Below are 22,887 nucleotides of genomic sequence, written 5' to 3'. Positions count from 1 at the left end.
CACATTGCGCGTGTTCTGACAGGCGCAATGTGACGTAAGGCGCGCAACGAGCGGGATCAGGCCCGGCAGGGCGTGCGTGCAGCAGGGCCGGCTCGGACGTGGGCCGGCAACGACCGGGCTGGCTCCGTCGTCCCGGCCGGTTTACCGCGACCGGGCCGGGTCAGCGGCGAGCCGTGGCCCCGGACTCGCCGGTCGGACGGAAGCCCCGCAGCCGCAGGCTGTTCAGCACCACGAAGACCGACGAGAAGGACATCGCCGCACCGGCAATCATCGGGTTGAGGTAGCCCAGCGCGGCCAGCGGGATCGCCGCCACGTTGTAGGCGAAGGCCCAGAACAGGTTGCCCTTGATCGTGCCCAGGGTGGCCCGGGACAACTGGATGGCGTCGGCGGCCACCCGCAAGTCGCCGCGCATCAGGGTGAGGTCGCTGGCCTCGATCGCCGCATCGGTACCGGTGCCCAGCGCGATCCCGAGGTCGGCCTGGGCCAGCGCGGCGGCGTCGTTCACGCCGTCGCCGACCATGGCCACCTTGCGTCCCTCGGCCTGCAGCCGCTTCACCGTGGCCACCTTGTCGGCTGGCAGCACCTCGGCGATCACCTCGTCGATGCCCACCTCGGCCGCCACCGCCGCCGCCGTCGCCTGGTTGTCGCCGGTCAGCAGGACAGGCCGCAGCCCGAGGCCGCGGAAGCGCTCCACCGCGGTCGCCGAGCCCTCCTTGACGGTGTCGGCCACGTCGATGCTGCCGCGGTAGCGGCCGTCCCAGGCCACCGCGACGGTTGTGACCCTGTCGCCCTGTCGCAAAACTGCACCTCGATCGTCGCCGAGGGCCGAAATCGACGGTTTCTGGGAATCGAGCTGCGATTTCGCGACACCGCCGGCCCAGTCCGGGCGCCCGACCCGCACCTCGCGGCCGTCCACGACGGCGGTGACGCCCTCGCCGGGCTGGTTGGTGAACTGTGACAGCGTGGCGGTGGAGGCGGCCCGCTCGGTGATGGCCCGGGCGATCGGGTGCTCCGAGCCGGACTCAGCCGCTCCCGCGTAGCGCAACAACTCGGCCTCGGTCGTCCCCTCGGCCGGCAGCACCCCGACCACCGCCATCACGCCGGTGGTCACGGTGCCGGTCTTGTCCAGGACGATGGTGTCGACCTCGCGGGTGCGCTCCAGCGCCTCGGCACCCTTGATCACGATGCCGAGCTGGGCACCGCGCCCGGTGCCGACCAGCAGGGCAGTCGGCGTGGCCAGGCCCAGCGCGCAGGGGCAGGCGATGATCAGCACGGCCACCGCGGCCGAGGCGGCGAACGGCAGCCCGGCACCGGCCAACAACCAGCCGGCCAGGGTGAGTGCCGCCAGTCCGATCACCACCGGCACGAACACCCCGGAGATCCGGTCGGCGAGCCACTGCACCCGGGCCTTGCCGGTCTGGGCCTCCTCGACCAGCCGGGCGATCTGTGCCAGCTGGGTGTCGGCGCCGACCCGGGTGGCGCGCACCACCAGTCGCCCGTTGGTGTTCAGGGTGGCGCCGGTGACATGGTCACCGGCCGCGACATCGACCGGGACGGACTCGCCGGTGACCAGCGAGGCATCCACCGCTGAGAAGCCGGAGACCACCTCGCCGTCGGTGGCGATCTTCTCCCCGGGACGCACCACGAAGGTGTCGCCGACCCGCAACTGGTCGGCCGGCACCCGGGTCTCGGCGCCATCGACCAGCAGGGTGGCCTCGGTGGCACCCAGGTGCAGCAGGGTGCGGACTGCCTCGCCGGCGCGGTGCTTCGCGCGGGCCTCGAACCAGCGTCCGATCAGCAGGAAGAAGATGATCGCGACGACGGCCTCGAAGTAGATGTTGGCGTCGCCGTGGCCGCGCATCAGCCGGAACTCGAAGGCGTGGGTGTAACCGATCGTGCCGGCGTGGCCGAAGAACAGCGCGTAGAGGCTCCAGCCGAAGGCGGCGGTGGTGCCCAGGCTGATCAGGGTGTCCATCGTGGTCGCCAGGTGGCGGGCGTTGACCAGGGCAGAGTGGTGGAAGGGCCAGCCAGCCCAGGCGTACACCGGCACGGTGAGCACCAGCGACACCCACTGCCAACCCGGGAACTGCCAGGCCGGCACCATGGCGAGCAGGATCACCGGAACGGCGAGCGCTCCGGCCACGATCACCCGGGTGCGGAGTTCAGCGGCGTGGTCCACCTCGGGGGCGTCGGGGACGGGGATCGCCGCCCCGTACCCGGTGTTCTGCACGACGGTGATCAGGTCGTCCACCGTGATACGCGGCGGAACCAGCACCGAGGCCTTCTCGGTGGCATAGTTCACCGAGGCCTGGACCCCGTCCACCTTGTTGAGCTTCTTCTCGATCCGTGCCGCGCAGGAGGCACAGGTCATGCCGGTGATGTCGAGTTCGACGTACTCGCGCTGCTGGGTTGTCATGGGTTCTCGGAGTTCACTTCCCGCCACGCCGCCGCACAAACCGGGTGATTTCGGCGAGCCGCGTGGATAGTGCACGCCGCCGGCCGATTCCGCCCGGTTTGTGAGGCCGGCTCGGGCTTGGGACTGGTGCTGGACGGATCAGGCGATGCTGTACTGGTCGCCGGCCTCGTAGACCGCCTCGACCAGCCGGTCGAAGTCGATCGGGGTCTGGCTCTCGACCTTCAGGGCGCCGTCCTCGAGGGTGAGCTCGACACCGGTCACGCCGGGGACGGCGCCGACCTCCTCCTTGATCGCGTGCGCGCAGTGGTTGCAGGTCATGCCGGACACGGTGTAGGTGGCAATCATCTTGTTCTCCTTGGTTGGGGTTCTGGGTGGTTTTGAGGCGGTGCGGACGTCCCGATCACCGGCCGGACGGCGTGCCGACCAGCGCGCGGGTTCGGGAACGGGTCAGGAGCGGACGAGCCGGGCGATCGCGGCGGAGGCCTCGCTGAGCTTGGCATCGGCGACATCGCCGCCCTGCTGGACGGCCTGGGCGACGCAGTGGCTGAGGTGCTCGTCGAGCATGGCCAGCGCGAAGGACTCCAGGGCTTTGGTCATCGCCGAGACCTGGGTGAGGATGTCGATGCAGTAGGTGTCCTCCGACACCATCCGCTGCAGCCCGCGGGCCTGGCCCTCGATGCGCTTGAGACGCTTGAGGTAGTCGTCCTTGTTGTGGCTGTAGCCATGTTGGGGGACCGCTTCCGGCGTGTCGTGAGCCGGGTGTTCCGTATGTGACAACTGTGCTGATTCCATGTCCGTCCCTTCCCCTGCACAATACCCCTACGGGGTACCTGTATCAACCAGGGAGGTTGTGGACAGGATGTGTATAACTTCCGGCCCGGCGACCCCTATAGACCCCCTGCGCCGGGTTGTCAACCTGCCGCGTTGGTCCGTTCGTAACCTTCCAGATAATTTCAATCCACACCCTGCGTCTAGCATATCCCCTAGCCAACCGCTATATCGCGACGAAGGCTCGGGACTGTCCACAGGTAGGGCCCCGGGTTGTACACAGCCCCCTAGGCGTGTCCTGAAAGTTATCCCCAGATCATCCACATCACCTGTGGAGACTCGCATTGAGAGTCCTCCGCCAGAGGTCTACGTTGGCATCTCGGAACGTTCGCCGGATTCCCGCCCCCAACCGCTCGGTCACCGGCGACGTGTCCGCAGTACCCGTGACTGTCAGTGGGTCTGCCTAGGGTCGGAGGTGTCCGGTTCGAGGCTGCTCGGAGGTGAACAGGTGTCGTTGGCTGAAGCCATGCCCTACGACGATGAGGCGCCCGTCGCCGGCATCGACCGTACCCCTCCGCAGGACGTCCAGGCAGAGCAGAGCGTGCTGGGCGCGATGCTGGTCAGCAAGGACGCGATCGGCGAGGTCGGCGAGATCGTCAAGGGCCATGACTTCTACCGCCCGGCCCACGAACTGATCTTCAACGCCATCGTCGACCTGTACGGCCGCGGTGAACCCGCGGACGCGATCACAGTCGCCGACGAACTCACCAAGCGCGGCGAGCTGGGCCGGGTCGGCGGGCACATCTACATCCACGAACTGCTCTCCACGGTGTCGATCGCGTCCAACGCCACCTACTACGCCGAGATCGTGCGCGAGAAGGCGGTGCTGCGGCGGCTGGTCGAGGCGTCCATCCGGATCGCCCAGCTTGGCTACTCCGGGCAGGGCGATGTCAACACCATCGTGGACGCCGCCCAGCAGGCGATCTACCAGGTGTCCGAGGGCAAGGCCGGGGAGGACTACGAGCCGCTGTCGGCACTGATGGAGTCGACCCTCGACGAGATCGAGGCGCTCAGCTCGCACGGCATCATGGCGGGTGTGCCGACTGGCTTCGTCGAACTGGACGAGCTGACCAACGGCCTGCACCCCGGTCAGATGGTGATCATTGCCGCCCGTCCCGGTGTCGGCAAGTCGACCCTGGGGCTCGACTTCGCCCGGGCAGCGGCGATCGGGCACGGGCTGTGCTCGGCCTTCTTCAGCCTGGAGATGACCAAGACCGAGATCGTGATGCGGCTGCTGTCGGCCGAGGCGCAGGTGCCGCTGCACGACATCCGGCGCGGACACATGAGCGACGAGAACTGGGCCCGGATCGCCCGCAAGACCGGCGACATCTCGTCCGCCCCGCTGTTCATCGACGACTCGCCGAACCTGACCATGATGGAGATCCGGTCGAAGGCCCGGCGAATGAAGCAGCGCAACGACCTCAAGCTCGTCATCGTCGACTACCTGCAGCTGATGAGTTCCGGCAAGCGGGTGGAGAGCCGGCAGCTGGAGGTCTCGGAGTTCTCCCGGCAGATGAAGCTGCTGGCCAAGGAACTCGACGTCCCGGTGATCGCCCTCTCCCAGCTCAACCGTGGCCCCGAACAGCGCACCGACAAGCGCCCAATGCTCTCCGACCTGCGCGAGTCGGGTTCCCTGGAGCAGGACGCTGACGTCGTCCTGTTGCTGCACCGCGACGACATGTACAACAACTCCTCCGAACGTTCCGGGGAGGCCGACTTCATCGTGGCCAAGCACCGCAACGGCCAGACCAGGACCGTAACCGTCGCCTTCCAGGGGCACTACAGCCGTTTTGTCGACATGCAACACTGACGGCTGGCGGCGAGCCTGGCGAAGACAGGGAGGCGACCGGTGAGTAGCGAGTTGCCCGCCTGGGTCGCGAGCAGGATCACCCTCCTGCAGCGCCAACCCTGCCTTTGATCAGCCTCAGACAGCGCTCCATGTCCGCGACGATCGCCTCGCTCACCGCATCCTCGGCGACGTCGAGGTCACCGAAGCGGCGAGTGAGCGAGGCGACAGCCGTCGGTGCCCGGCACGGAAGACATCATCAAGCGATGTCACAGGGTCTGGAAGGGCCGGACCTCGACCTTCGCCCGGCAGGCCTTCGAGCCCGCCGCAGCAAGCTCCAGCGCGACATCGAGGTCGGGCGCTTCGATCACCCAGAAGCCGCCGAGGTACTCCTTCGACTCGGCGAACGGCCCGTCGGTAGAGACGACCTTCTCGCCCTGCCCGTCGACGGTCGTCGCCGACTCGGGAGGCTGCAGGCCGCCCGCGAAGACGAAATAGCCGTCATCGATGAGCCTCTGGTTGAAGGCCCCCGTGCCGGCCATCGCCTCGTTCATGTCAGCCTCGCTGGCATAGCCGCCGTGTCGGCTGTCGGCGTTGTAGACCTCGATCGAGTGATGCACGGAAAGCAGATACTGCGGCATTGTCGGCCTCCCTCTCCGGCAGCCCCGGTGGCTGCCTCGCATGATGTTTACGGATGCACCCGACCGAATTCGACAGACCCGCCCGGATTTTACCCGGACTGGTTCGCCGACCAGCTCACCCATGGTCACTCGGCGTCGGGCAGGAGGCCACCACGCCGCATGGTCATCCCGGCAAGGACTGTCGTGATCCTGCGCCTCGATGTCCACCGACTGCCGTAAACGGCGAGCAACCAGAATCGAGACGCAGAATCGCGTCAGCGATCTCGCCTGTGCCCACCGGGAACGCTGCGACCTCAGCGGTGGTGTAGGCGGAGCTACGGGTGTGCTCAGTGATCCCGCCTGTGCCCACCAGGCACGCTGCGACGGCGAGCACGCAAGCGTCCTTGCCGGCCCGGGACGGGTGACCGCCGTGCCTCCCTGGACCGGCCCGCACCCCGCCATGCCGGCATCGTCGGTGGCGGACTGCCGTCGTCTCGGGCGGACCGGCGGCGAAGCCGGTTTCCATTCCGGACGCCCGCCCGGCCCGCCACAAATCCCGTGGCCTCAGCGGGCTTCGATCATGGCCTTGATCCGCTGCAGGGTCACCGGTATCCCTGAGGCCGCAACCCGCCGGCGGTTCTCCTCCTCGGTCTCGGCGGCGGCACCAAATCGCTCACGGAAGGCCTCCTCGGCGGCCGCGCCGAAGACCGTGTACTCAGTCAACTCGGTCGCACGACCGGCCGCGGGAGCCATCCGGTAGCCCCACCGGGTCCGGCCGGCACCGACCTCCCAGGCGAACTCGATACCGGGGGTCGCGACCACGACTGTTGAGGTGGTTGACCACTCCCGGTCCGGGGTGCGGTTGTGGCCGACGAAGGTCGCACCGACACCGCGGGCCTCGCTGCTCCACTCACACCGGTAGCACACCGGGCTCCACTCGCCCGTTCGGGTGACATCACTGACCACGTCATAGATCCTCTCCGGGGCGGCCTGGATGATCACGGAGTCAGCGAGTTCGTACGCCATGTCCGGACGCTAGCACCCTGCACCAGGCGTGCCGCTCGTGGAGTTGCGACATTCAGCTAGCTCTTCACCGCCCGGCCAGCCCGTCCCGCCGCGCGGACTGACCACAACAGCGCCAGAGTTGACGCGAGGGCGCACAACAGCGGCGGCGCACCGGCCAGGACCAGGCCGGCCACCGTGATCGCAGTTCCGAAGCCGCTGAGCGCAGTCGCCAGCGCCGACACCGGGACGGGGCCGGCCTCGGTCAGGACGATGCCGCCGGTGAAGTCCGGGGCTGGCGTGGCGATCCGCCGCGAACCGGGGGCGCGTCCGCAAATCTGGCACCTTGGATTCGTCCAGCCCTCTGGCGGAGCTGTAACCCTCATAACCAACACCGGCATCACCTCCTGGAGGCCGTCCACGGTGGGGTTCTTGAGATTTGCCAAGCCAGTGCCTGCAACAAGCCCCCACCACGATCTCGGTGAAGTTCAGCAGCATCGCTGTCACGTCGCCATCGGGCAGCATCACACCCTCGTGAACCAACACGGGTAACGTCGTGCAGCAGCAGTATCAGTTCGACCAGCACCACCACAACACTGGGCTGGAAGATCTCCTGACAATGCCGCAGCAGAGAGGCAGGTATGAAGTGGAGCGCCATCGACACCCGCATTGGCTGGTAGTGACGGTAAGCCTCCTCGTCCTCATGCCCGCCTTGGCCGCGTGCGGCTCAACGGCTTCCAGCGACATGGGTCAGTTGACTGGCGTCGTGTACACCAAGGGCGGGATGAACGCCGAGACCAGCCCGGCCGAGGCGAAGCTCACAGCAACCCCGACCGGTGGGGACACCAGCAAGAACTACACCACCGAGACCGCGAGCGACGGTTCGTTCAGCCTTGATCTACCGGCGGGAACCTACGAACTCACCGGAACACTGATCACCCGCATCCCGGGAGGGCAGACAACTCCGCAAGAGGTGACGATCAGCGCCGGTCAAACCACGAGCGTGGAGGTCTTCGCGATCCACCCATGACGTCCTGACGCACGACCAGGCTGGCCCGGCACCCTTTCGAAGAAGTTCGGTTGAGGCGCTCACCTTTCCAGAACCACCACGGCCTGACGCCATGGCTGCACGCTGCGATCAGCCGGGCAGCCTGACCGGGCCTGAGTCGCCTCGTCGCGAGCTGGCGCGATAAGTGGCGTGATTCTGGCGCGATTCCCCATATTCCCCAGCGGAGCAACCCGACAGCAGGCTAGCGCTCCCGGCGGGCGAACGCCTGCAGTGCCGGGATGGCCGCGCCCCGGGACCACAGCACGGTCTCGGGCTCGCGAACCACGATCCTCGGAGCACTGGCCGCCGGGTGACGCTGGGCAGCCATTGCCGTCTCCAGGTGGGGACGGGCGACGGTGGCGATCTCCACCCCCTCACCGGCCAGCACGACAGCCTCGGGCAGGAACAGATTGGCGGCCTGGCCGACGAACCTGCCCAGGGCGGACGCAGCCTCCTCCAGCAGCCGGCGGGCCGCCGGCTGGCCCTGCTTCGCAACGTCGATGAACTCCTCCCAGCTCAACTCCCGCCCGAGCGCGGTGGCGGCCTGCGAGAGGATCGCTGCGTCGGTGAGCATCGCCTGGGCGCAGCCCCGGTGCCCCTCGGGGCACAGCGGTCCGTTGCAGTCCAGCGGCCAGTGCGTGACCATGCCGAGGCCGAAGTCCTCGCCCTCGATGGCACGGTCGTGCACCACGGCCCCGAAGCCGACACCCGCACCCACCGTGATCACCAGGAAGGTCTCGACCTCGCGTCCGATGCCGAACCAGTGTTCGGCGGACAGCAGGGCTGCCACATCGTTCTCCACGATCGTCGGCCTGGCGATTCGGGCCTCGACCAGGGCCGCGAAGTCCACTCGGTCCCACCCCAGGAAGCCGGCATGCCTGACGGTTGAGCCGCCCGTCACCTGACCACCGACCGACACGCCCAGTCCTGCGCTCACGGCATGCCCGTCGAGTTCGTGGACGACCGCCGCCACCTCCTCGGCCACCCTGGCCGGTTCGGTGACCTCCAATCCGGTCTCGGCGACCGCCACCACTTCACCGCGGAAGTCGACCAGAGCGCCTCGGACATGGTGGCCGGTGACCTTGATACCCGCGAAGTGGTGGGACGAGCGCTCGACGTCCAGCAGGATGGCCGGACGGCCGGCGCCGTCGGAGTCGGCTCGTCCGACCTCGATCAGCAGGCCGCGCCGCAGGAGCGGCTTGGTGAGCCGCGACAGGCTGGGCTGGGAGAGATCCAGGCGCCGGGCCAGTTCGGTGCGGGAGATCGGTCCCCGCAACAGCACCTCCATCGCCACCCGGTGCTCGGGATCGCTGGCCAGGCCCCACGCCGCTGTCACTGAACACACCTCCAGGAGTTTCTTTTGGGGTGAGTGTAATAGCTCGCCACGCGCTGGGCGAGAGGAACTTTCCAGCACCACTTGACGCCCAAATACATTTGCTGCAACAGTATTACCGTCAACGGGGACCAACGGGGACCCCACCGGAAACGTCATCGTCGACGACAACTCCATGAAGCTCGTGCGTCACTCCCGCCTCGCGACGAGCTCACCCAAGGAAGGAAGACACCATGACCACATTCCGTACCGCGTTACTGGCTGCCGGTGCGGCGGCCGCGCTGGTACTCACCGGCTGCAGCGGCAGCCCCGCCGAGTCAGGCACCGACTCGACCACCCTCACCTTCTGGCACTACGAGGACGACACCTCGGCCATGGCACAGTCCTGGCAGGCCGCCATCGCCGACTTCGAGAAGGAGAATCCGGGCGTCACCGTCAAGGTCGAGAAGCAGACCTTCGAACAGCTCCAGAAGAACGCCAAGATCGTTCTCTCCGGGGACACCGTCCCCGACGTCATGGAATACAACAAGGGCAACGGCACCGCGGGCCAGCTGGCCTCCCAGGGCCTGCTGGCCGACCTCACCGACTCGGCCAGCCAGCTCGGCTGGGACCAGAAACTGCCCGGCTCGCTGCAGACCACCGCCCGCTACGACGAGAACGGCCTGATGGGCTCGGGGAACTGGTACGGCGTGCCCACCTATGGCGAGTTCGTCCAGATCTACCTCAACAACGACATGTTCGCCGAGAACGGGATCGCCGTTCCGACTGACCAGGCAAGCCTGATCAGCGCCATGGACGCCTTCGTCGCCAAGGGCATCACACCGATCGCCACCGCCGGGGCCGAGTACCCGCTGGCCCAACTGTGGTCCGAGCTGGTGCTGTCGCGTACCGACCGCTCCTTCGTCGATGCCTACCAGCTGTTCAAGGGCGACGTGTCCTGGACCGACGGCCCGCTGGCCGAGGGCACCAAGGAACTCGCCGACTGGGTGGCCAAGGGCTATGTCGCCAAGTCCGCCAGCGGCCTGAAGGCCGAGGACATGGCGGTCGGGTTCATTTCGGGCAAGTACCCGATGATGGTCTCGGGTTCCTGGTGGTTCGGACGGCTGCAGTCCGACGTGAAGTTCGACATGGGCCAGGTGCTCTTCCCCGGGTCGGGCTACAGCAGCGGCTCGTCGGGCAACCTGCTCGTGGTGCCGACCAACGCGAAGAACAAGGATCTGGCGATCAAGTTCATCAACGACGCCCTCGGTGAGAACGCCCAGAACGTGGCCGCTGTCAAGGGCGGGCTGCCCGTGGCCGGCGATGCCAGCAAGATCACCGACCCCCAGACCAAGCAGCTCACCGAGAACTGGCAGACCCTGGTCGGCCGGGACGGGCTGTCGTTCTACATGGACTGGCCGGTGGCCGGCTTCTACGACAAGCTGGTGAGCTTCTGCCAGACGGTGATGAACGGCTCCAAGGATCCGATGGCGGCCCTTGCCGAACTCGGCGAATTCTACGAGTCCGGCAAGAAGGACATCGTCGGAGGCTGATGCCAGGCAGCGGGGACGGCCCGGCCGTCCCCGCCCCGGCACCCCGGCCTGCTGAGAGGAAACTCTGATGACAACAGCCACCAACTCCCGCCGCCTGCGCGGCACCCGCATCTACTGGGCTTACCTCGTCCCGGGAGCCCTTGCCCTGATCGCGGTGATCCTGGTCCCGTTCGGCATGAACGTCTGGTACTCGCTGCACCGCTGGAAGGGCGGCCTCGCGCCGATGATCTGGACCGGGGCGGGCAACTACCTCGCCCTGCTGGGCGACCAGGCCTTCTGGCAGTCCTTCCAGAACTCCCTGTGGATGATCGTGGCCATGGTGATCCTGCCGACCCTGATCGGGCTGGTGCTGGCCGCGGTGCTCTTCGACTACATCGGCAAGCACGTCGGCGACCGTGTCGCCACCTTCCTGCGGGCCACCTACTACCTGCCGCAGATCATCCCGATCGCGGTCGCCGGCATCGTCTGGAACTGGATCTTCAACGCCGAGACCGGGGCGCTGAACCAGATCCTGCGTGGCCTGGGCGTCGCCGAGCCGCCGAACTGGCTGGGCGACCCCGCCCTGGCCATGCCCGCGGTGATGCTGGTCCTGGTCTGGATCCAGATCGGCTACCCGACCGTGATCTTCATGTCCGCGCTGCAGCGGGTCGACCCGGAACTCTACGAGGCTGCCGAAGTCGACGGGGCCACCTGGTTCGCCCGGTTCCGTGCGATCACGATCCCGCAGATCCGCCCGGAGACCTTCGTGATCACCCTCACCTGCACGATCGCGGCGCTGAAGGTGTTCGCCCCGATCTACGTGCTCACCCGCGGCGGCCCCGAGGGCAGCACTCTGGTGCCGTCCTACTACTCCTACCTCAACTTCTTCGACACCTCCAAGGTCGGCTACGGCGCCGCGATCGCCACCGTCCTGACCCTCGTCATCATCATCGTCGCGTTCATCATCCAGTTCTTCCAGGCACGCTCCGACCGTCGCGAGGAAGCAGGTCTCTGACATGACTGCCACCGCCATCGACACCCCGATCGTCATCACACCCAAACCCAACCGGCACCATCGCGGTGCCCTGCGCTGGGTGGTGCTGATCGGCTGCGCCATCGTCGCCCTGCTCATGCTGGCGCCGATCCTGCTGATGCTGCTCAACGCGTTCAAGGATCCGGTCACCTACTCGACCGAGGGGCCGCTGTCGCTGCCCCACTCCTTCTACGTCGACGGGCTGCAGAAGTTCTGGGAGGCGACCAACTTCCCGACGAAGCTGTGGAACTCGGTGTGGACCTCGGCAGCGGTCTCGGTCCTGGCGACCGCACTGTCGCTGCTGACCGCCTACGCGATCGGCATTGGACGGGTCCGCGGCCGAATGTGGATCGTCATGGTCTTCCTGCTGGCCAACATGCTTCCCCAGGAAGTGCTGCTCTACCCGCTGTTCACCATGGCGCAGAAGATCGGGATCGCCGACACCGGCTGGTCGATCGTGATCATCTTCACCGTGATCAACTCCGCGTTCGGTACCTACCTGCTCGCCTCGGTGCTGGGCACCTTCCCCCGTGCACTGCTGGAGGCCGCCTCGCTGGACGGCGCCAACAGCTGGACGGTGCTGTGGCGGGTGGTCTTCCCGGTGGTGCGGCCTACCTGTTCGGTCCTGATGATCTTCTTCTTCATCTGGACCTGGAACGAGTTCTTCATCCCGCTGGTCATGCTCACCAGTCCGGACTCGCAGACCGTGCCGATCGCGCTCGCCTCGCTGCAGGGCGATCGCATGCTCGACGTTCCCACGCTGAACGCCGGCGCCCTGCTCTCGCTGATCCCGACCCTGGTGTTCTTCCTGATCTTCCAGCGCACCCTGGTCCGCGGCGTCACCGCCGGCGCGGTGAAGTGAGGGTCACCCGGCGATGAAGTTCACCGACGGCTACTGGTTGCTGCCCGCGGGGTTCACCGCCCTGCGGGCAGCGGAGGTCCGCGATGTCGAGGTCGATTCCGACCATGGACGCCTGATCGTGTACGCGACGACCCGGGTGGTCCGCGACCGGGGCGACACCCTCAATGCGCCGCTGCTGACCGTGACATTCAGTTCCCCTGCGTCGGGGGTGGTGGGGGTGAGGATCGCCCACCACGAGGGCTACCCCCGGCGCAGGCCCGGCTTCGAGTTCACCGGCGAGCCGGGTTTCCGGCCGGTGGTGTGGGCCGATCCCGATGCGGCGGTGCTGGTGAGCGGCGACCTGGTGGTCACAGTCCGGCGCGGGCCGGGCTGGCAGGTCGAGTTCAGCTCGGCGAGACGGGTGCTCACCACCAGTACCGCGCGCTCGGTCGCGGCGGTGATCGACGACCAGGGCCAGCACTACGTCCATGAGCAGCTCACCCTGTCGCCCGGGGAGGCGATCTACGGGCTGGGCGAGCGGTTCGGCCCGGCCGTCCGCAACGGTCAGTCGGTCGACATCTGGAACGCCGACGGCGGCACCTCCAGCGAGCAGGCCTACAAGAACGTCCCCTTCTTCCTCAGCTCGCGGGGCTACGGCGTGCTGGTCAACGACCCGGGCCGGGTGTCCTTCGAGATCGCCTCCGAGGCCGTGGAGCGCACCCAGTTCTCGGTGCCGGGGCAGAGCCTGGAGTACCTGCTGATCGACGGGCCGACCCCCGCCGACGTGCTGCGCCGCTACACCGCGCTGGCCGGACGTCCGGCGGCCCTGCCGGCCTGGTCGTTCGGGCTGTGGCTGTCGACCTCGTTCACCACCTCCTACGACGAGGCGACGATCACCGGCTTCGTGGACGGGATGGCCGAGCGCGGGCTGCCGCTGTCGGTCTTCCACTTCGACTGCTTCTGGATGCGCGAGTTCCACTGGACCGACTTCGTCTGGGACCCGGAGGCCTTCCCCGATCCCGGTGGCATGCTGGCCAGGCTCAAGGCGCGCGGGCTACGGATCTGCGTGTGGATCAACCCCTACATCGCGCAGCGCTCGCGGCTGTTCCGCGAGGGCGCGGAGCGGGGGTACCTGGTGCACCGGCCGGACGGCAGCGTGTGGCAGTGGGATCTGTGGCAGGCCGGCATGGGGCTGGTGGACTTCACCAACCCGGACGCCCGGAAGTGGTTCACCGGCTACCTGCGGCAACTACTGGATCTCGGAGTGGACTGCTTCAAGACCGACTTCGGCGAGCGGATCCCGACTGAGGTGACCTACCACGACGGTTCCGATCCGGTCCGGATGCACAACTACTACACCCACCTCTACAACCGGGCCGTCTTCGACACCCTCCGGGAGGTCAAGGGCGAGGGCGAGGCCGTCCTGTTCGCCCGCTCGGCCACCGCCGGCGGCCAGCAGTTTCCCGTGCACTGGGGCGGCGACAACGAGTCGACCTTCGCCTCGATGGCCGGCACCCTGCGCGGCGGGCTGTCGCTGGGCCTGTCCGGCTTCGGCTACTGGAGCCACGACATCGGCGGCTTCGAGGGAACCCCCGATCCGCTGCTGTTCAAGCGCTGGCTGGCCTTCGGCCTGCTGTCGTCCCACTCCCGGCTGCACGGTTCGGGCTCGGTGCGGGTGCCCTGGTCCTTCGACGAGGAGGCGGTCGCCATCACGGGGAAGTTCACCCGGTTGAAGCACCGGTTGATGCCCTACCTGGCCCGGATCGCCGAGCAGGCCCACAGTGACGGCCTGCCGATGCTGCGCCATCTCGTCCTGGAGTTCCCCGACGACCCGGCCGTCCGGCAGGTCGACACCGAGTATCTGCTGGGCGACTCGCTGCTGGTGGCACCCGTCCTGGAACCCTCGGGGGAGGTCGAGTTCTACCTTCCCCAGGGCCGCTGGGTCTCGTTGCTGGACGGCTCACAGACCAGCGGCGGGCGCTGGCTGCGGCAACTCCATGCGGTCGACTCCCTGCCGTTGCTGGTCCGGCCGGGCACCGTGCTGCCGCTGGGAGCGGTCGACGACCGTCCCGACTACGACTGGGCCGACGGTGTCACCCTGCTGGCGGACGCCCTGGCCGAAGGTGACCGCTGCCAGGTGCACGTCCCACGCCCCGCCGGCCAGCCGGCCCAGTTCGTGGTCGAGCGGACCGGCGGACTGCTCACCGCCACCGGTCCACAGAACCTGGTCTGGAGCCTCCGGCTGGACGCCCGCACCGTCGCTGCCCGCGGCGGCAGGGCGGAACTGACCATCGACGACCGAGAGCCGATCCCGTGACCACCGCAGCGCCGAACCCACCGTGGTGGACCTCTGCCGTGGTCTACCAGATCTATCCGCGTTCCTTCGCTGACTCCAATGGCGACGGCCTCGGTGACCTGCGTGGCGTCCTCGCCCACGTCGACCACCTCGCCGAACTCGGGGTGGGTGCGGTCTGGTTCTCGCCGCTGTATCGCAGCCCGCAGCAGGACAACGGCTACGACATCAGCGACTACACCGACATCGATCCGAGGTTCGGCACCCTGGCCGACTTCGACGAAGTGCTCGCCGCACTGCACGACCGCGGCATCCGGGTGGTCATGGACCTGGTGGTGAACCACACCAGCGACGAGCATCCCTGGTTCGCCGAGGCGCGATCCGCGAAGGACAGTCCGCTGCGGGACTGGTACTGGTGGCGTCCGGCCCGGCCCGGCCGGCGGCCCGGCGACCCCGGTGCCGAACCGACCAACTGGCGTTCCTTCTTCTCCGGGCCGGCCTGGACTCTCGACCAGACCACCGGCGAGTACTACCTGCACCTGTTCGGCACCAAACAGCCCGACCTGAACTGGGAGAACCCCGCGGTGCGCCGGGCTGTCTACCAGGTGATGCGGTGGTGGCTGCAGCGGGGGGTGGACGGCTTCCGGATGGACGTCATCAACCTGATCTCCAAGGACGTCGCGGCGGACGGCTCGCTGCCCGACGGCGCGGTGGGGCCGGACGGGCTGGGGGATGGCACGCCCGTCTTCACCGGTGGACCGCGGCTGCATGAGTACCTGCAGGAGATGCACCGCGAGGTGTTCGCCGACTACGCCGATCGGCTGCTGCTGGTCGGCGAGTGCCTCGGCGCGACGGTGGACGACGCCCGGTTGATCACCGACCGCGGCCGCAGTGAACTCGACATGATCTTCACCTTCGAGCACATGGTGCTCGACCACGGCCCCGGCGGGAAGTACGACCCGGTGCCGCTGCGGCTGCCGGAACTCAAGGCCACGATGAACCGCTGGCAGCAGGGTCTGGCCGAGGTGGGCTGGAACTCGCTGTACTGGGAGAACCACGACCAGCCCCGGGTGGTGTCCCGGTGGGGCGACGACGCGCGCTACCGCCGGGAGTCGGCGACAGCCTGGGCGACCGTGCTGCACCTGCACCGCGGCACCCCGTATGTCTACCAGGGCGAGGAACTCGGCATGACGAACGCCGGTTTCACCCGACTCGACCAGTTCCGTGACATCGAGGCGCTCAACCATGCCCAGGCGGTGCTGGACGGCGGCGCGACCGAGGCCGAGGTGGTGGTGGCGCTGAGTCCTCTCGGCCGTGACAACGGCCGTACGCCCATGCAGTGGGACGCGCGCCCGAACGCCGGCTTCAGCAGCGGCGAACCCTGGATCGAGGTGAACCCCAACCACCAGACGGTGAACGCCGCCGCCGAACGCGCCGACCCCCACTCGGTCTTCCACCACTACCGCCGGCTCATCGCCCTGCGGGCAGCTGACCCGGTCGTGCAGTTCGGTGATGTCACCATGCTGCTGCCCGAGCACCCCACGCTCTACGCCCTCGTCCGCCGGCTCGGCGATGCGGTGGTGCTGATGGTGGCCAACCTGAGCGGCGCCGACCAGCAGGTGAGCCTCGATCCTGCCTTCGGGGACACCGCCGACCTGGTGCTGGGCAACTACGACCGTGCCGCAGGCTGCACACTGTCCGAGCTCACGCTGCGTCCCTGGGAGGCGGTCGTGCTGCGGCCGGCGCCGCTACCACCCACATCGCCATCATCAGCGGCTGGCTCAAACGACTTTCATAGCAGGCGCTAGGACGCGTCCGAGAAGAGGTGCCAGGAAGTGGCCGCGCGGAGCGGCGAGTTCCTGACGTGCCCTCAGCTCAGGAGCCGGAGCCGACCATCGGGTGTCCGGTCTCGACCAGCGTCTTGAGGCCGGCCAGCGTCCACGGCCAGCCACCGCCACCCTGGTTGGGTTCGCCACCACCGGCGACCTCGTCGGCCAGCGGCGGGTAGGCGGTCACGTCGTGGGTGAGCACCACCCGGGTCAGGGGCCCGTCGAATTCAGTCAGCTCCCAGGTGAGAACGGTGGGCGGCGTGCCCGGGTACCAGGCCGGCTGCCAGGTCAGCTCCAGCCGCCTGCCCGGGTCGACCGAGACGACGGTGCCGCTGATTGCCACCTCGCCCATCCCCACGGCCTTCATGGCGTCCGTCGTGAGGTTGCGGTACGCACCGCCGGGGGTGAGGTCGTACTCGGTGTCGCCGCCGTAGCCCCACCGGTTGGTGTACTCCGACGTGGTGATCGCATCCCACACTGTGCTGGCGGGTGCCTCGATGTAGATGGTGTAGACCTGAATCAGCTTGTCGCTCATGGTTCGGGGTTCTCCTCGAGTCGGGTTTTGAGATCGACCAGCGCGCCGGCGATCACCGATCGCTCGGTGTACTTGCCGATCCAGCGCCGCTGGATCTGCTGGATCGGGACCGGGTTGAGATAGTGCAGCTTCTCCCGGCCGCGCCTGCGGCTGGTGACGAGATTGGCCGCCTCCAGTTGTCGCAGGTGTTTGGCGACACCGAACCGGGTCATCTCGACCTCGTGGTTGACCACTGCCTCGAGTTCCCCGAGCGAGCGGCCGTCCCGCTCAAAGAGGGCATCCAGCAGCAGCCTCCGGACGGGATCGGCCAGCGCCCGGAACACCAGGTCGCCGTCATCCACCCTTCGACAATAAGTGACCATTTAGTCACATGTCAAGAGGTTTCATTCCGCCGCTCATGGGGCATGGTGAACAGATGAGTGATGTGAGACTGACCCCTGAGCAGGTGGCGGCAGCCGGCCTTGACGGCTGGCAACAGTCGGACGACACCCTGCGCGCCCGTTTCGCCACCGGCGACTTTGCGACCGGCCTGGAGTTCGTCAATCGCGTCGGTGCCGCCGCCGAAGCCCGGCAGCACCACCCCGATCTCACCTTGACCTACCCCGAGGTGACGATCTCGCTGAGCAGCCACGATGTGGGCGGGCTGACCAGCCGCGACATCGAACTCGCCCGCGAGATCTCGGCCATCGCCGCCGCGTTGCACCTCGATCACAGCGCCATCGCGGACGGAGACGGCGCACTCGGAGGATGACATGCCCGCCGGCTACCTGATCACCGTCCTCCTGGTCGCCGCGGCGACCGCGGCAGCGGTCTGGCCCCGGCCCACGAACGGCCCGCACACCACACCGTCGTTCGTCCTCGGCACCCTGGGCAACGAGATACCGTTCGCGCTGACCTGGTACCTGATCCTCGCCACCTGGCTGGCCTGGGACGCCGGCGACCTGACGAGCCCGGCGGGGTGGGCGATGGCCGGCCTGGCTGCCGTCACGGTGGCCGGGCTCGCCTGGATCGCCTGGCAGTCGACGCGGGCGTCGGGCATCCTCGACGCAGCCCTCGACACCACCTTGGGCACCGATCGCCCCCGGGCGAGCAGACTGCACCACCGACTGCGGTCGGCCTGGGCCCTGGTCGCGCCGCTGCGAGTGCCCAACCCGCGCATCCAGCGGACACGCAACCTACGCTACGGCCCGTCCAAGCGCTGGAACCGACTGGACGTCTACCGCCGGCGCGACGCGATCTCCGCACCGACCCTCCTCTACTTTCACCCCGGGGGTTTCCGCAGCGGCTCCAAGAACCGGCAGTCGACGCTGCTCCTGGAGGCGCTCGCCGCCCGCGGCTGGGTGTGCGTGAGCGCCGACTACCACCTGCGCACCGAGTACCCGAACATCCTGATCGACGCCAAGCGGGCGATCGCCTGGGTCCGCACCGAAGGAGCGGCCTACGGGGCTGATCCGGGCACCCTGGCGATCGTCGGCGGCTCGGCCGGTGCCCACCTCGCGGTCAACTGCGGGCTGTCGGCCGGCCAGCCGGAGCTACAGCCGGGGTTCGAGAGCATCGACACCTCGGTCTCGGCGGTGATCGGCCTCTACGGCTACTACGGCCGGGCGTTCGGGCAGCACCCTTCCGCTCCGGAGGACTTCACGGGTTCTGCGCTCCCTCCGCTGTTGGTGGTCCACGGAGAGAAGGATCCGATGGCCAGCGTCGGCCACGTCCGGGAGTTCGTGGCGGCGATGCGCGCCCGTGACGAGTCCCCGGTCGCCTACGCCGAACTCCCGGCCGCCGGGCACAACGTCGACCTGTTCGCCTCGCTGCGGCACGCAGCGATCACCACGGCCGTGCTGGAGTTCACCGACTGGCTCACCGCGAACCGGCACCACGAGGAGCCTGCTGAATAATGCCGGAACCATCCACAGGCCGCTGGCAAGGTGCGATGCGTTCACATCGGGCCGGACCGACACTTGTTCAGCAGGCTCTCCCAGCCATGGCGCTCCGGGCGGGAGCCTGGCTGAAACCGTCCACACCAGCCCCGCTCGCTGGCGTCCAGTGGCACCCCGAGCACCCGGCGGTGAGCCTGGCCCAGCCCACCCGCCGGCTCCGGCAGTTGGATCGGCAGGTCCGGGCCGGACGGGCGACGCGGTCCACTGATCAGGGCGGGGACGGCTCCGCGGCCTACGATCGCGCCATGACCATCCGTATTCGTCCGGTCACGCCCACGGACCACGCCGCCGTCGAGGCAATCGAGAACGCCGCCGACCGGCTGCTGGTCGAGTGGCTGGGGGCGAGCGACTGGCCGGCGGCTCCGTCCGGGCAGTCGCGGGCGGAGCAGGACGGGTTCCTGCTCGTCCTCGAGGTGGACGGGGAGGTCGTCGGGTTCGCCCACGTCCTCCAGCTGGACGGACTGACCCACCTGGAGCAACTCTCCGTCGCCCCCGACCACAGCCGCCGCGGGTACGGACGGCAACTGCTGCAGGCGGCCAGGGACGAGGCCCGCAGCCGCGGCCACCACCGCCTGACCCTGCGGACCTATGCCGAGGTGCCGTGGAACGCCCCGTTCTACCGCCGCGCCGGGTTCGTCGACGACCTGCCCACCACCGCCTTCCACCGCCAGCTGATCGAGGTTGAGGAACAGCTCGGGCTGGACCGGTACGGCCCCCGCGTCCAGCTGGTCGCCCGCCTGGACTAGGTGCAGGTCTCCCCATCCCAGCAGTGGCCTACTGCGCGGTGCCCCGCTCGCGACGCCCAGGGATGAGGAGACACGCTCGAAGCCGAACAGGCAAGAATGGGGTCATGCCCCAGGTCTCCGCGCTCTACCGGTACCCCGTCAAGGGGTTTACCCCCGAACGCCACGACGCCCTGGTGGTGCAGGACGACGGCCGGGTCGCCGGCGACCGGGTGCTCGCCTTCCGGTTCGCTGACGCCACCCGTCCCGAGGACCGCGACGGGCTCGACTACTGGCCGAAGTCGCGCGGGCTCGCGCTGATGGACTTCCCGTCCCTGGCCCGGCTGCGGCTGGCCTACGACCACGGCGCCCATCGGCTACGGATCACCGACAGCGACCAACGGGTGGTCGAGGACGGCCTGGACGAGGCCGGCCGCCGCCGGATCGCCGACGCCGTCACCGACTGGGTGCTTGCCACCGGGGACGGGGCCCGCCTGGGCAGGCCCGGACGGCTGCCGCTGGCCCTGCTGGGGGACGGCGACACCTCGCGCTTCCAGGACCGGCCGCGAGGGTACATTTCCCTGCACGGCGAGGCCTCCGTGCAGGCGGTCGCCGATCACGCCCCCACTGCGCCGGTGGACGATCGGAGGTTTCGCTCCAACGTGGTGATCGACGGGGTCGAGGCGTGGCAGGAGTTGGCCTGGGCCGAGGCGGGAGCCGAGATCGTGATCGGCGAGGTGCGCTTCACCGTTCAGGCACCGATCGGACGCTGCCTCGCCGTCGCCGCCAACCCGGACACCGGCGAGCGCGACGCCAACCTGCTCAGGGTGCTGACTGGCGACCTCGGCCAGGACAAGCCGACCCTCGGGGTCCTCCTGCTGCCCGCCGGCCCCGGCGGCACCATCCGGGTCGGCGACCTGGTGACGGTCGCCTAGCCCCGGGCCGGGGGACGGTTCCGGTGTCCCACCTTGTGGGCCAGGGGACGGTTCCGGTGTCCCAGCTTGTCAACCGGCGATTGAGCTGCAGACGGCCCAACTCGGGAGCGAGCCGGGACGCGGAACCGTCCTTCGAGCCCACGGCACCCCGTCCCTCGCCCGACATTGCGCGCCGTGGGTCACGTTGCGCGTGTTCTGACAGGCGCAACGTGATGTCGCAACGTGACAGCGGACGCGCAACATACGTCATCGCGTCCCATGCGTATCTGTTCGGGGATGACCGCCCGCGACACCCTGCTGGCCAACGTCGCCACGAGCGGATGCGGGAGTTCGGGGTGTCCGAGCGCACGCTGGCGATGGAGCGGGAGGGCTGGATCCTGGTGGAGGTGCTCTACCCCGACCTGATCGACGCGTGGATCCGGTCGCAGTCGGCGATGTTCGATGACCCCGGGTTCCGCGAGCCCTACCTGCTCACCGACCAGGCCCTCGACTGGCCGCCGGACGACCCGCTCGCACACCTCACCCTCGAGGTCGGACGCACCACCTACGAGAACCTCTCGGCGGACACCGACGTGGTGGTCTGGCAGGCCCCCGCCCCCGCCAGCCCCGCACATCGAGCGCCTGCCTTCACGCCGAGCGCCAGGCCCCTGGGACGGGCGCTCGGCGACAACGGTGGCGCTCGATTCTCTAGGGGTGGCGCTCGATGGGCTTGGGTGGCGGTGGTGGGCGGTGGGGGGCGGGGCTTGTGGGGGGACGGGAGGCCGGTGGCGTGGCTCAGCCGGCGGGGGTCGGCGGCTCCGCGGCCGCCGCCTGCGGCGGCTTGGCCACCGGGACGATCAGAATCGCCAGGACGGAGATCGCGCCGACCACCAGCAGTGCATGCAGGATGCCGAAGTGGTCGCCCAGCAGGCCCAGCAACGGCGGACCGGCGAGGAAGGCGCCGTAACCGATGGTGGACACCACGCTCAGCCGCAGCGGCGCCCGGACCGGGTCGTCCGCGGCGGCCGACATACCGACCGGGAAACCGAGGCTGGCGCCGAGCCCCCAGATCGCGGTGCCGACGAAGGCCAGCCAGGGCGGCCCGAAGACCACCAGGACACAACCCACGATCGCCGCACCGAACAGGATCCGCAGCACCGGCACCCGGCCGTGCCGGTCGAGCAGATGGGTGCCGAGCAGTCGTCCCGCGGTCATGAAGGTCAGGAACACCGCCAATGCGACCACGCCGAGGGCGTTGTCAAGGTGGTGACCGTCGACGAAGGCGACCGCCAGCCAGTCGTTGGCGGTGCCCTCGGTGAACGCGGCAGCCAGCACCATCACCCCGATCAGCAGGGTACGCGGCTCGGTCCAGGCCGAGCGGGCCGGACGGTCGGCGGCGGCAGCGCCCGCGTCCTCCTCGAAGGCCGGCAGGAACTGCGCGGTCCCCCACCACACGGCGACAGCACCGAGCACCGCCATCACGCCGACATGCCAGACCAGTGACACCTTCAGCGCGGTCATCCCGGCCCCGATCAGTGCCGCCAGCACGGTCCCGCCACTGAAGGCGGCATGGAACCACGGCATGATCGCGCGCCGGGTGGCGCGCTCGATGATGGTGCCCTCCAGGTTCTGGGCCACGTCCCAGGTGCCGTTGCCCAGGCCGAACAGGAACAGCCCCGGCATCACCGCGTACATCGACGTGTGCGCCTCCACTGCGACCGCGGCCAGCACCAGACCCGGCAGAGCCAGCACCATCCCGAGCCGCACAGTGTTCGCAGCGCCGATCCGGCGCGTCACCCGTCCGGCCATCGGCAACCCGACCAGCGAACCCACCGACACCGACAGCAGCAGCACGGCCAACTGGCCGGGGGTCAGGCTGAGGAAGTCCTTCACGTCCGGCACCCGGGACATCCAGGAAGCCAGCCCGAAACCGTTGACCCCGAACACCAGCAGATCGGCGTTGCGGGCGCGCGAGATCCTGCGGGCGTCCAGGGAGATCGGGCTGGCCATCTGCTGTCGGGCTCCTCGGGCTGTGGTGGGTGCGCGGCAGTCGTGTCACCCCGGTCCTGCCGCCACGGCGGCGTACCACACAGCAGCCTGCCAGCCGGCGGGCACCAAGAGCGAATCCGGCACCACCGGTATCACGGTGGCGGCGAAGGAGTGCGTGAAACAGGCGCACGGACGCCGGCGGTGCGGGCGTCCCGGCGACCGCGCAGGGGTCGGGTAGGCGGCCGGCACT

At 68.7% G+C, this 22,887-nt stretch carries 21 protein-coding genes; 11 read left to right on the top strand and 10 right to left on the bottom strand.

What is annotated here, in order from left to right:
• Positions 1–160: 160 nt before the first annotated feature.
• From VB080_RS03075 to VB080_RS03065, 3 genes are all read right to left on the bottom strand, one after another.
• The gene (locus tag VB080_RS03075) at positions 161–2,416 is read right to left on the bottom strand and encodes a heavy metal translocating P-type ATPase (protein ID WP_323416952.1); all 2,256 of its coding nucleotides are present in this window, start codon (positions 2,414–2,416) and stop codon (positions 161–163) included.
• Positions 2,417–2,554: 138 nt separating this feature from the next.
• Positions 2,555–2,761, bottom strand: a complete 207-nt coding sequence (locus tag VB080_RS03070) for a heavy-metal-associated domain-containing protein (RefSeq protein ID WP_323416951.1) — start codon at positions 2,759–2,761, stop codon at positions 2,555–2,557.
• Positions 2,762–2,863: 102 nt separating this feature from the next.
• Positions 2,864–3,208, bottom strand: coding sequence for a metal-sensitive transcriptional regulator (locus VB080_RS03065; protein ID WP_323416950.1), 345 nt, complete (start codon positions 3,206–3,208; stop codon positions 2,864–2,866).
• Positions 3,209–3,710: 502 nt separating this feature from the next.
• Between VB080_RS03065 and dnaB the strand changes: the two genes are divergently transcribed.
• Complete coding sequence (dnaB, locus tag VB080_RS03060) at positions 3,711–5,054, top strand: replicative DNA helicase (RefSeq protein ID WP_323416998.1); 1,344 nt, start codon at positions 3,711–3,713, stop codon at positions 5,052–5,054.
• A 245-nt stretch (positions 5,055–5,299) separates the two neighbouring features.
• On the opposite strand, the gene VB080_RS03055 is transcribed toward dnaB, so the two are convergent.
• From VB080_RS03055 to VB080_RS03045, 3 genes are all read right to left on the bottom strand, one after another.
• The gene (locus tag VB080_RS03055; RefSeq protein ID WP_323416997.1) at positions 5,300–5,584 is read right to left on the bottom strand and encodes a YciI family protein; all 285 of its coding nucleotides are present in this window, start codon (positions 5,582–5,584) and stop codon (positions 5,300–5,302) included.
• Positions 5,585–6,214: 630 nt separating this feature from the next.
• Entirely contained in the window at positions 6,215–6,676 is a 462-nt protein-coding gene (locus tag VB080_RS03050) for an SRPBCC family protein (RefSeq protein WP_323416949.1), read from the bottom strand.
• A gap of 56 nt (positions 6,677–6,732) precedes the next feature.
• On the bottom strand, positions 6,733–7,038 hold the full coding sequence (locus tag VB080_RS03045) for a hypothetical protein (RefSeq protein ID WP_323416948.1): 306 nt from the start codon (positions 7,036–7,038) through the stop codon (positions 6,733–6,735).
• Between the two features lie 170 nt (positions 7,039–7,208).
• On the opposite strand from VB080_RS03045, the gene VB080_RS03040 reads away from it, so the two are divergent.
• Positions 7,209–7,682 carry a carboxypeptidase-like regulatory domain-containing protein gene (locus VB080_RS03040; RefSeq protein WP_323416947.1) on the top strand — a complete coding sequence of 158 codons (474 nt, stop codon included), beginning with the start codon at positions 7,209–7,211 and terminating at the stop codon, positions 7,680–7,682.
• Between the two features lie 220 nt (positions 7,683–7,902).
• Here VB080_RS03040 and VB080_RS03035 read toward each other — a convergent pair whose 3' ends face one another.
• A complete protein-coding gene (locus VB080_RS03035) occupies positions 7,903–9,036 on the bottom strand; it encodes an ROK family transcriptional regulator (protein WP_323416946.1) in 1,134 nt (377 codons plus the stop codon).
• A 230-nt stretch (positions 9,037–9,266) separates the two neighbouring features.
• On the opposite strand from VB080_RS03035, the gene VB080_RS03030 reads away from it, so the two are divergent.
• The 5 genes from VB080_RS03030 to VB080_RS03010 all read left to right on the top strand — a co-directional run bounded on the left by VB080_RS03030 (position 9,267) and on the right by VB080_RS03010 (position 16,519).
• A complete protein-coding gene (locus VB080_RS03030) occupies positions 9,267–10,565 on the top strand; it encodes an ABC transporter substrate-binding protein (RefSeq protein WP_323416945.1) in 1,299 nt (432 codons plus the stop codon).
• A gap of 67 nt (positions 10,566–10,632) precedes the next feature.
• Positions 10,633–11,559, top strand: coding sequence for a sugar ABC transporter permease (locus tag VB080_RS03025; protein ID WP_323416944.1), 927 nt, complete (start codon positions 10,633–10,635; stop codon positions 11,557–11,559).
• A 1-nt stretch (position 11,560) separates the two neighbouring features.
• Positions 11,561–12,439 (top strand): carbohydrate ABC transporter permease, encoded by an 879-nt coding sequence (locus VB080_RS03020; RefSeq protein WP_323416943.1) that lies wholly within the window; start codon positions 11,561–11,563, stop codon positions 12,437–12,439.
• A 13-nt stretch (positions 12,440–12,452) separates the two neighbouring features.
• On the top strand, positions 12,453–14,735 hold the full coding sequence (gene yicI, locus VB080_RS03015) for an alpha-xylosidase (protein ID WP_323416942.1): 2,283 nt from the start codon (positions 12,453–12,455) through the stop codon (positions 14,733–14,735).
• The gene (locus VB080_RS03010) at positions 14,732–16,519 is read left to right on the top strand and encodes an alpha-glucosidase (protein ID WP_323416941.1); all 1,788 of its coding nucleotides are present in this window, start codon (positions 14,732–14,734) and stop codon (positions 16,517–16,519) included. The genes yicI and VB080_RS03010 overlap by 4 nt, the downstream gene beginning before the upstream one ends.
• A 67-nt stretch (positions 16,520–16,586) precedes the next feature.
• Here the strand turns inward: VB080_RS03010 and VB080_RS03005 are convergent, their stop codons facing one another.
• Together VB080_RS03005 and VB080_RS03000 are read right to left on the bottom strand one after the other, a co-directional pair.
• The gene (locus VB080_RS03005; RefSeq protein ID WP_323416940.1) at positions 16,587–17,075 is read right to left on the bottom strand and encodes an SRPBCC domain-containing protein; all 489 of its coding nucleotides are present in this window, start codon (positions 17,073–17,075) and stop codon (positions 16,587–16,589) included.
• The gene (locus VB080_RS03000) at positions 17,072–17,416 is read right to left on the bottom strand and encodes an ArsR/SmtB family transcription factor (RefSeq protein ID WP_323416939.1); all 345 of its coding nucleotides are present in this window, start codon (positions 17,414–17,416) and stop codon (positions 17,072–17,074) included. Before VB080_RS03000 ends, VB080_RS03005 begins: the two co-directional genes overlap by 4 nt.
• Positions 17,417–17,490: 74 nt before the next feature.
• Here VB080_RS03000 and VB080_RS02995 point away from each other — a divergent pair, with 74 nt between their 5' ends.
• From VB080_RS02995 to VB080_RS02980, 4 genes are all read left to right on the top strand, one after another.
• Positions 17,491–17,826 carry a 4a-hydroxytetrahydrobiopterin dehydratase gene (locus VB080_RS02995; RefSeq protein WP_323416938.1) on the top strand — a complete coding sequence of 112 codons (336 nt, stop codon included), beginning with the start codon at positions 17,491–17,493 and terminating at the stop codon, positions 17,824–17,826.
• A 1-nt stretch (position 17,827) separates the two neighbouring features.
• A complete protein-coding gene (locus VB080_RS02990) occupies positions 17,828–18,970 on the top strand; it encodes an alpha/beta hydrolase (protein ID WP_323416937.1) in 1,143 nt (380 codons plus the stop codon).
• 287 nt (positions 18,971–19,257) lie between these two features.
• Positions 19,258–19,758, top strand: coding sequence for a GNAT family N-acetyltransferase (locus VB080_RS02985; RefSeq protein WP_323416936.1), 501 nt, complete (start codon positions 19,258–19,260; stop codon positions 19,756–19,758).
• A 104-nt stretch (positions 19,759–19,862) separates the two neighbouring features.
• Positions 19,863–20,669 (top strand): MOSC domain-containing protein, encoded by an 807-nt coding sequence (locus VB080_RS02980; RefSeq protein ID WP_323416935.1) that lies wholly within the window; start codon positions 19,863–19,865, stop codon positions 20,667–20,669.
• Between the two features lie 774 nt (positions 20,670–21,443).
• Here the strand turns inward: VB080_RS02980 and VB080_RS02975 are convergent.
• Positions 21,444–22,658: an MFS transporter gene (locus tag VB080_RS02975; RefSeq protein WP_323416934.1), complete on the bottom strand. Its 1,215-nt coding sequence runs from the start codon at positions 22,656–22,658 to the stop codon at positions 21,444–21,446.
• Between the last annotated feature and the right edge of the window lie 229 nt (positions 22,659–22,887).

Source organism: Propionicimonas sp. (assembly GCF_034927565.1).
In the GTDB taxonomy this organism is placed as follows: Bacteria; Actinomycetota; Actinomycetes; order Propionibacteriales; family Propionibacteriaceae; genus Propionicimonas.
This window is presented reverse-complemented; position numbering and strand designations above follow the sequence as displayed.

What these genes read in the sequence shown, in the direction of transcription:
- VB080_RS03020 (WP_323416943.1), top strand. Translation starts at nt 11,561, where the DNA reads ATGACTGCCACCGCCATCGACACCCCGATCGTCATCACACCCAAACCC.
- VB080_RS02995 (WP_323416938.1), top strand. Translation starts at nt 17,491, where the DNA reads ATGAGTGATGTGAGACTGACCCCTGAGCAGGTGGCGGCAGCCGGCCTT.
- VB080_RS03050 (WP_323416949.1), bottom strand. Translation starts at nt 6,676, where the DNA reads ATGGCGTACGAACTCGCTGACTCCGTGATCATCCAGGCCGCCCCGGAG.
- VB080_RS02985 (WP_323416936.1), top strand. Translation starts at nt 19,258, where the DNA reads ATGACCATCCGTATTCGTCCGGTCACGCCCACGGACCACGCCGCCGTC.
- VB080_RS03075 (WP_323416952.1), bottom strand. Translation starts at nt 2,416, where the DNA reads ATGACAACCCAGCAGCGCGAGTACGTCGAACTCGACATCACCGGCATG.
- VB080_RS02975 (WP_323416934.1), bottom strand. Translation starts at nt 22,658, where the DNA reads ATGGCCAGCCCGATCTCCCTGGACGCCCGCAGGATCTCGCGCGCCCGC.
- dnaB (WP_323416998.1), top strand. Translation starts at nt 3,711, where the DNA reads ATGCCCTACGACGATGAGGCGCCCGTCGCCGGCATCGACCGTACCCCT.
- yicI (WP_323416942.1), top strand. Translation starts at nt 12,453, where the DNA reads ATGAAGTTCACCGACGGCTACTGGTTGCTGCCCGCGGGGTTCACCGCC.
- VB080_RS03025 (WP_323416944.1), top strand. Translation starts at nt 10,633, where the DNA reads ATGACAACAGCCACCAACTCCCGCCGCCTGCGCGGCACCCGCATCTAC.
- VB080_RS03065 (WP_323416950.1), bottom strand. Translation starts at nt 3,208, where the DNA reads ATGGAATCAGCACAGTTGTCACATACGGAACACCCGGCTCACGACACG.
- VB080_RS03055 (WP_323416997.1), bottom strand. Translation starts at nt 5,584, where the DNA reads ATGAACGAGGCGATGGCCGGCACGGGGGCCTTCAACCAGAGGCTCATC.
- VB080_RS03045 (WP_323416948.1), bottom strand. Translation starts at nt 7,038, where the DNA reads ATGAGGGTTACAGCTCCGCCAGAGGGCTGGACGAATCCAAGGTGCCAG.
- VB080_RS03070 (WP_323416951.1), bottom strand. Translation starts at nt 2,761, where the DNA reads ATGATTGCCACCTACACCGTGTCCGGCATGACCTGCAACCACTGCGCG.
- VB080_RS03030 (WP_323416945.1), top strand. Translation starts at nt 9,267, where the DNA reads ATGACCACATTCCGTACCGCGTTACTGGCTGCCGGTGCGGCGGCCGCG.
- VB080_RS02990 (WP_323416937.1), top strand. Translation starts at nt 17,828, where the DNA reads ATGCCCGCCGGCTACCTGATCACCGTCCTCCTGGTCGCCGCGGCGACC.
- VB080_RS02980 (WP_323416935.1), top strand. Translation starts at nt 19,863, where the DNA reads ATGCCCCAGGTCTCCGCGCTCTACCGGTACCCCGTCAAGGGGTTTACC.
- VB080_RS03005 (WP_323416940.1), bottom strand. Translation starts at nt 17,075, where the DNA reads ATGAGCGACAAGCTGATTCAGGTCTACACCATCTACATCGAGGCACCC.